Here is a 5,321-nt window from a genome sequence, read left to right as displayed (position 1 = left end):
GCGTCCAGTTCCCCGAGCTGCGCAACGGTGTGCTGCACGACCTTGCTGCCCACGCGCACGGAGCGGACCAGCCGCCAGTAGCGGTGGACCTTGCCGTCCTTCCGCCGCGTCGTATGGCGCAGGTACATTGTCCAGTGTATGCGCTTGGCCGCGCGCGCAAGTCAATGCACTTGGTCGGCACTACACGCGCCGTGCCGGTCCCCGGTGTGCCGCGGCTCGCACTTACACCCCGGCGCGGCCCGAAACCCGGGGGCGCGCCGCTCGAACTGCGGAAGTTGGGCTAGCGCGGCAGCTCTTGCGCCAGTTCGCGAGCGCAACTGGCGCATAGCCGTAACACCTCCTCTGTCAGCCACGCCGCGCCATGCTTTACCTCAGCCCTCACCCTCCAGACCCTGCCACGTTTCTTGAGGCACCCCATGCATGGACCTCGGTTCCGGGCATTCCCTTTTCTGACCGTTATCATGACCTCCGCTCCTTTCTCTCAGCGGGGCCTCGGGTCGGTAGCGGACGGAAGGCACATAGTCGCGTGGTCCACATTAGCTCGTCCCGCTCGCCCTCCCGCGTCCACGATACGGAATATCTGTCCTTGCCGTGGTACGTCACCTTATCGCCCTTCCCCACGCCGTAGGTAGGTTCTGCTTCCCGATACGTTGCGCGTAAACCGGTCGCACAATCCTTCTGTGTTGCGTAGGCGTCTTCTATCTTCCAGACCATCTTGCGGTCCTTGTAGTATTCGGTTTGCTCCCACAGCACCCACGCGCACTCGGCGGAGGCCGACGCGGAGGAGGCGAGCAGGGGCGCAGAGCATAGCGACCACGATTGACGGCCAGCGTCTTCTCATCGGTTGTTCCTCCGGTAAGGCGGACGCGATCTTGCGTTCGCCGTTCACGGCGTCACTGACACGCGCTCGTAGCCTTGCCGCTGAAAGTCATTGATACACTCTCGCTCAACCTTCCAGTGGGGGGACGCAGCCGGAAAGATTGGATGCATGTTCGTGTACGGACCGCATTGCGCGGTCTGACCGGTGACCGGATGTTTCAAGAGAATCGGTTGTGTTGCACAGCCACTCAAGAACAACAGCGCGACGATCGCCGCAAGCACCAGTGGCACAGGATGATCCTCCCTGTAATCATTCAGACTGTCCTCCCTCCTGAGGGCCGCCCTATCGACGGATGCCTCGGTGGTCCAGCTCCGGTGGGTCCTCATCGGGTGTCGTCGAGAAGGCTTCCCGCATTTGGTACTTCGGAACGGCCTTTCCGACTCCTGAGCATGGACGGGTGTCGGTCGCGCTACGCGAATGGGTCGCGTAGAATGCTTTCGCGCTCTGGAGATCGTACCGCTCACCCTCTACAACTACAGCAAACGAGGAGAACGTCTCGAAGACCGGCCGGGAGATCCCTGCCTCCTGTCCGCACTCGTAGCACTTGGCACGCCATGGCATGACGGGATAATAGCTCCGATCACCGCGCTAGGATACCTCGGCCCTTGGCGAGCCGTCAGCGTCCACTCTTTGATAAAGGGGGTGAAAGTGAAGGTTCACGTTCAACCCGCTGCCTGAGCGCTGCATCACGGTGACGCTGCCGGTGCGTCCACCCGGCACGCCGCGCGCGTAGACGTCGAGCAGCACGCGCGTGTACACCCGCAGCACCGCGCGGCTCAGCCCGTAATTCCACGCCATCTGGTACCGGAGCCGATACGGCACCGTCAGGACCCACTGCCGCACCGGCACCCACGGCAGCACCGCGTCCACCAGATGCGCGGCCCGCTCGGTCATCCGCCGGCCCCCACAGCTCGGACACCACGCCCGGCCTTTGCACGAAAACGGCACCCGGTGCTCGCGGGCGCAGCCCTCGCACCGAAACCGCGCCACGCCGGCCTCGAACACGCCACACAGCAGGAACGCCCGGAACTCGCGCTCGACGAACTGCGGCAAGCCCGCCCCGTGGCCGGCCTCCGCCACCGCGCGCAGGAAGACCTCCAGGTGCTCGGCGATGACCTGGTGGAGCACGGTGTGCTCGGCGTCACGGGGCCGGTAGACCGCGCGCTGGAGGGCCATGGCCCCCAGGTGGGGTTAAGGCACCGACCGGGACAATGCTGAGAGAGGGATACACCGAACCGGGTGGGGACGACGGTGGCCGGACCGCTGCCAGCGGTGAGTCTACGTTCCAGAACGGTGGGGCGGGCAGCCTTGCGCTCGCCGATCGCGTGGTGTGACCCGGGGAGGGCGGTGGTCTGGGTGTCCTTGGCGTCTGGCCGGAGCTGGATGGTCCTCCACCGCCCGCCGGCCCCAGCCGCAGACCTACAGGCTCGGGCTACTCCCGGAATTTGTTTACGATCGGGAGGCGCCAGTCCTTGCCGAAGGCGCGCGGCGTGATCTTGATCCCGATGGCGCCCTGGCGACGCTTGTACTCGTTCCGGTCCACCATGGCGATGACGCGCTTGACCGTGGGCGCGTCGAAGCCCCGCGCCACGATGTCGGCCACACCCTGGTCGCTCTCGACGTAGCATTCCAGGATGGCGTCGAGCACCGCGTACGGAGGCAGCGTGTCCTGGTCGGTCTGGTCCGGGCGAAGCTCGGCCGACGGCGGCCTGGCGAAGACGGCCTTCGGGATCAGCTCGCGGCCGGCCCGCGCGTTGGCGTGTTCCGACAGCTTGTACACCAGCATCTTCGGGCAGTCCTTGATGACCGCGAAGCCGCCCGCCATGTCGCCGTAGAGCGTCGTGTAGCCGACGGCGATCTCGCTCTTGTTGCCGGTGTTGAGCACGAGCCAGCCGAACTTGTTGGACAGCGCCATCAGGTAGTTGCCCCGGATGCGCGCCTGGATGTTCTCCTCGGTCACGTCCTCCTTGAGCCCCTTGAACGCCCCGGCGAGCGCGGCCTTGTACGCCTTGAGAACCCGCGTGATGGGCACCCGCAGGAGATCGATGCCGAGGTTCTTGGCGAGCCGGGCGGCGTCGCCCCGAGTTCCGGCCGAGGAGTAGGGCGACGGCATCGTCACGCCGGTGACATTCGCCGCGCCGAGGGCGTCCACGGCGATGGCCGCGACGATCGAGGAGTCGATGCCGCCGGACAGGCCGATCACGACGCGCTTGAAGCCGTTCTTGGTGACGTAGTCCCGCGTGCCGAGCACGAGGGCGCGGTAGACCTCCTCGATGATCTCGAGCGCCTCGACCTCGTGGACCGGCAGCTTGGGCTTGTCCGTCTGCGGCAGCGCCGGCAGCGAGATCCGCCTCGCCGCCGGCTGGCTCCGCAGCTTCTCCTTCCGGCGCCGCGAGTCGTGCATGCGGGCGCGGAAGACCTGGTCGAGATCGATGTCGGCGACCACGAGGTCTTCCTCGAACGCTCTGCCCCGGGCGATCGGCTCGCCCTTCTCGTTGAAGATGAGGGAGTTGCCGTCGAAGATGAGCTCGTCCTGGCCTCCGACCGTATTGACGAAGGCGAGGCAGACGATGTCGTCGGTGGCCCGCGTCGCGAGCATCTTCTCCCGGAACTGCGCCTTGCCCACGTGGTACGGCGAGGCGTTGATGGTGACGACCAGCTCGGCCCCCGCCAGCGCCTGCAGCGTCGTCGGTCCCGTCGGGTACCAGATGTCCTCGCAGATGTTGGCGCCCATGGTCGTCTCGCCCAGCATAAAGACCGGCGATTCGGTGCCGGACTGGAAGTAGCGGTTCTCGTCGAAGACGCCGTAGTTCGGCAGGTACTGCTTGTGGTAGGTGCCCGCGTGGGCGCCGTCGTGGAGCACCGCCGCCGCATTGAAAATGTCGTCGCGCTTGTCGACGAAGCCGAGGACCGCAGTCAGCCCGCGGCTCTGTTTGGCCACGTCGGCCAGCGCCCGCAGGTTGGCCTCGATGAAGGCGGGCTTGAAGAGGAGGTCTTCCGGCGGGTAGCCGGTGAGCGTCAACTCGGGGAAGGCCACGATGTCACAACCCGCGGCCCTCGCCCGCCCCATCCAGTCCACCACGAGCCGCGCGTTGGCCTCGATGGCGCCCACCGTCGGGTTGACCTGGGCCAGCCCCACCCGCACCCGTCTCATGACCGTATTCTAAACCATGCGCCCCGCCCGGACCGCGATGTGCAGGCCGAGCAGGACCAGCACGCCCCCCGCGACGATGAACACGGTCAGCGGCTCGCGAAGCCACCAGACGCCGAGCAGCGCGCCTACCACCGGCTGGACATTGATGAAGAGCGCCAGGCGCGGCGCCTCGACGCGCTCGAGCGCGTAGTTCCATACGAGGTAGCCGAGAGCCGTGACCACCAGCGCGAGATAGGCCGTGCCCCAGAGCGCCGTCGCGCTCCACGCCGGGCGGTGCCCGCTCAGCCACTCGAGGCCGGCCAGCGGCGTCATGGCGGCGACGCCCCAAAGAATCGACCACGCGGTGACGGGCAGCGCGGCGTGACGGGAAAGCACGCCCCGCCCGATCAGCGAATACGCGGCGTAGGACAGCCCGGAGAGCACGAGCAGGATGTCCCCGCGCCAGTGGGGCAGGAGCGCCACGCTCACCCCCGGGACGCCGTTGACCACGACGAGCGTTGCGCCGATGAGGGTCAGCAGCGCGCCCAGCTTCTCGCGGCGCGAGAGGCGCTCGCCCAGGAAGAACGGCGACAGGAGGATGAGGGCGACCGGCTCGACCGTGATCAAGAGCGCCGCGTTGGTGGCCGTCGAGTGCGCGATACCCCAGTTGCCGAAGGCGAAGGCTCCGGCGAACCCGAGCAGGCCCATCCAGAACACCTTCCAGTGATCGCCGCGCGAGAGCCGGTCGCCGGTCGGCCGCCTGCCGAGCGCCAGCGGCACCCTGCTGAGCGCCAGCGGCACAATGATGAGGGCGCCGATCGCGAGCCGAACCAGCGCGAGCGTCCCCGGGCCGACGTCCTGGAGGACCACGCGGGTCGCCACGTAGCTCGTTCCGTAGACCGCGTTGCCGACAAGGAGGACGAGGTAGGCGACCGGCACCCGGAGAGCTTAGCGTAGAATCACGGGCATGAACTCCAAGATCCCGTGGCTTCCGTCGGAGCTGCACCCCGGCCAGAAGGCGGAGCGCTGTCCGCGCTGCGGCGCCATCGGGCTCATCCCCTGGACCCTCCGCCGCGACCCCAAGCGCGTGACACCCGTGCGCACCTGGGTGTGCACGCAGTGCCAGGTCACCGAGGAACGCCCCGAAACCGACTAGCCCCGGCAGGCTAGACTGAAGTTCCTTCCTTCTTCCAGCGTGATTATCCTGTCGGATTATGCATTTGCGGTCTCCGACGATGTTGGTTTTCTGACTACGCGTTGATCGTCTCGATCAGATCGAGCGCTTGTTTCTGTTTGAGGTTCGGCCTC

4 protein-coding genes are annotated in these 5,321 nt (G+C 66.8%); 1 reads left to right on the top strand and 3 read right to left on the bottom strand.

Annotated features, from left to right (window positions below; all coding sequences use genetic code 11):
- Window positions 1–1,468: 1,468 nt before the first annotated feature.
- The 3 genes from Q7W02_27950 to Q7W02_27940 all read right to left on the bottom strand — a co-directional run bounded on the left by Q7W02_27950 (window position 1,469) and on the right by Q7W02_27940 (window position 4,952).
- Window positions 1,469–2,056: a transposase zinc-binding domain-containing protein gene (locus Q7W02_27950; GenBank protein ID MDO8479960.1), complete on the bottom strand. Its 588-nt coding sequence runs from the start codon at window positions 2,054–2,056 to the stop codon at window positions 1,469–1,471.
- Between the two features lie 256 nt (window positions 2,057–2,312).
- Window positions 2,313–4,034, bottom strand: a complete 1,722-nt coding sequence (locus Q7W02_27945) for an NAD+ synthase (GenBank protein ID MDO8479959.1) — start codon at window positions 4,032–4,034, stop codon at window positions 2,313–2,315.
- Window positions 4,035–4,043: 9 nt separating this feature from the next.
- Window positions 4,044–4,952, bottom strand: a complete 909-nt coding sequence (locus Q7W02_27940) for a DMT family transporter (GenBank protein ID MDO8479958.1) — start codon at window positions 4,950–4,952, stop codon at window positions 4,044–4,046.
- A gap of 28 nt (window positions 4,953–4,980) precedes the next feature.
- Here Q7W02_27940 and Q7W02_27935 point away from each other — a divergent pair, with 28 nt between their 5' ends.
- On the top strand, window positions 4,981–5,169 hold the full coding sequence (locus Q7W02_27935; protein MDO8479957.1) for a hypothetical protein: 189 nt from the start codon (window positions 4,981–4,983) through the stop codon (window positions 5,167–5,169).
- Window positions 5,170–5,321: the final 152 nt, after the last annotated feature.

Source organism: Candidatus Rokuibacteriota bacterium, assembly GCA_030647435.1.
Taxonomy (GTDB): domain Bacteria; phylum Methylomirabilota; class Methylomirabilia; order Rokubacteriales; family CSP1-6; genus AR37.
This window is presented reverse-complemented; position numbering and strand designations above follow the sequence as displayed.

Bases quoted from the DNA above. Each gene is read 5' to 3' on its own strand.
- Q7W02_27950 (MDO8479960.1), bottom strand. From the start codon at position 2,056: ATGGCCCTCCAGCGCGCGGTCTACCGGCCCCGTGACGCCGAGCACACC.
- Q7W02_27945 (MDO8479959.1), bottom strand. From the start codon at position 4,034: ATGAGACGGGTGCGGGTGGGGCTGGCCCAGGTCAACCCGACGGTGGGC.
- Q7W02_27935 (MDO8479957.1), top strand. From the start codon at position 4,981: ATGAACTCCAAGATCCCGTGGCTTCCGTCGGAGCTGCACCCCGGCCAG.